Consider the following 2,197-nt stretch of genomic DNA (forward strand, 5'->3'; position numbering starts at 1 on the left):
CGCAGACCCTGCTGGAGAACCTGTACTTCAACCCCAAGCGGTACGACCTGGCCAAGGTGGGCCGCTACAAGATCAACAAGAAGCTCGGGGTCGACTCCGAGATCACGCAGGGCACGCTGACCGAAGAGGACATCGTCGCCACCATCGAGTACATCGTCCGCCTGCACGCGGGCGAGGAGTCGATGCCGGGCGCCAACGGTGAGGTGATCGTCGAGGTCGACGACATCGACCACTTCGGCAACCGCCGCCTGCGCAGCGTCGGCGAGCTCATCCAGAACCAGGTCCGCCTGGGCCTGGCCCGCATGGAGCGCGTCGTCCGCGAGCGGATGACCACCCAGGACGTCGAGGCGATCACGCCGCAGACCCTGATCAACATCCGTCCCGTCGTGGCCTCCATCAAGGAGTTCTTCGGCACCTCGCAGCTGTCGCAGTTCATGGACCAGACCAACCCGCTGGCCGGCCTGACGCACAAGCGGCGTCTGTCCGCGCTCGGCCCCGGTGGTCTGTCCCGTGAGCGGGCCGGCTTCGAGGTCCGTGACGTGCACCCGTCCCACTACGGCCGGATGTGCCCGATCGAGACCCCTGAAGGCCCGAACATCGGTCTGATCGGCTCGCTGGCCTCCTACGGCCGCATCAACGCCTTCGGCTTCGTCGAGACGCCTTACCGCAAGGTCGTCGACGGCAGGGTGACCGACCAGATCGACTACCTGACGGCCGACGAGGAAGACCGCTACGTCAAGGCGCAGGCCAACACGACGCTCAACCCCGACGGGTCGTTCGCCGAGTCCCGCGTCCTGGTCCGTACCAAGGGCGGCGAGACCGAGCTCGCCCGTGCCGAGGAAGTCGACTACATCGACGTGTCGCCGCGCCAGATGGTGTCGGTCGCCACCGCGATGATCCCCTTCCTCGAGCACGACGACGCCAACCGCGCGCTCATGGGCTCCAACATGCAGCGCCAGTCGGTGCCGCTGCTCAAGAGCGAGGCGCCGCTGGTCGGCACCGGCATGGAGTACCGTGCCGCGACCGACGCCGGCGACGTCATCAGCGCCGAGAAGGCCGGCGTGGTCGAGGAGGTCTCCGCCGACTACGTCACCGTCATGAACGACGACGGCACGCGTACGACGTACCGGGTCGCCAAGTTCAAGCGCTCCAACCAGGGCACCTCCTTCAACCAGAAGCCCATCGTCGCCGAAGGCGACCGGGTCGAGGTCAACCAGGTCATCGCCGACGGCCCCTGCACCGACAACGGTGAGATGGCGCTCGGCAAGAACCTGCTCGTGGCGTTCATGCCGTGGGAGGGCCACAACTACGAAGACGCCATCATCCTGTCCCAGCGTCTGGTCCAGGACGACGTCCTGTCCTCGATCCACATCGAGGAGCACGAGGTCGACGCCCGCGACACCAAGCTGGGCCCCGAGGAGATCACCCGGGACATCCCCAACGTGTCGGAAGAGGTCCTGGCCGACCTCGACGAGCGCGGCATCATCCGGATCGGCGCCGAGGTCGTCCCCGGCGACATCCTGGTCGGCAAGGTCACCCCGAAGGGCGAGACCGAGCTGACCCCGGAGGAGCGGCTGCTGCGCGCCATCTTCGGGGAGAAGGCCCGTGAGGTCCGCGACACCTCGCTGAAGGTGCCGCACGGCGAGCAGGGCAAGGTCATCGGCGTGCGCGTGTTCAGCCGCGACGAGGGCGACGAGCTCCCGCCGGGCGTCAACGAGCTGGTCCGCGTCTACGTGGCCCAGAAGCGTAAGATCACCGACGGCGACAAGCTGGCCGGCCGCCACGGCAACAAGGGCGTCATCTCCAAGATCCTGCCGGTCGAGGACATGCCGTTCCTGGAGGACGGCACCCCGGTCGACATCATCCTCAACCCGCTGGGCGTGCCCGGCCGGATGAACGTCGGTCAGGTGCTGGAGACCCACCTGGGGTGGATCGCCGCGCGTGGCTGGGACATCTCGGGCATCGCCGAGGCGTGGGCCGAGCGGCTGAAGGACAAGGGCTTCGAGAAGGTCGCCCCGCGTACCAACATGGCCACCCCGGTCTTCGACGGCGCGCACGAGGAGGAGATCGTCGGCCTGCTCGGCAACACCATCGCCAACCGGGACGGCGACCGCATGGTGCAGCAGAGCGGCAAGGCGCGGCTGTTCGACGGCCGTTCCGGCGAGCCGTTCCCGTACCCGATCTCGGTCGGCTACAT

At 67.7% G+C, this 2,197-nt stretch carries 1 protein-coding gene; it reads left to right on the top strand.

Features of this window, described 5'->3' with window-relative positions; all coding sequences use genetic code 11:
• Positions 1–2,197, top strand: a 2,197-nt coding sequence (rpoB, locus tag ABT158_RS51085; protein WP_352366737.1) for a DNA-directed RNA polymerase subunit beta, incomplete at both ends; no start/stop codon positions are given.

It is taken from the genome of Nonomuraea sp. NPDC001636 (assembly GCF_040298265.1).
GTDB lineage: Bacteria > Actinomycetota > Actinomycetes > Streptosporangiales > Streptosporangiaceae > Nonomuraea.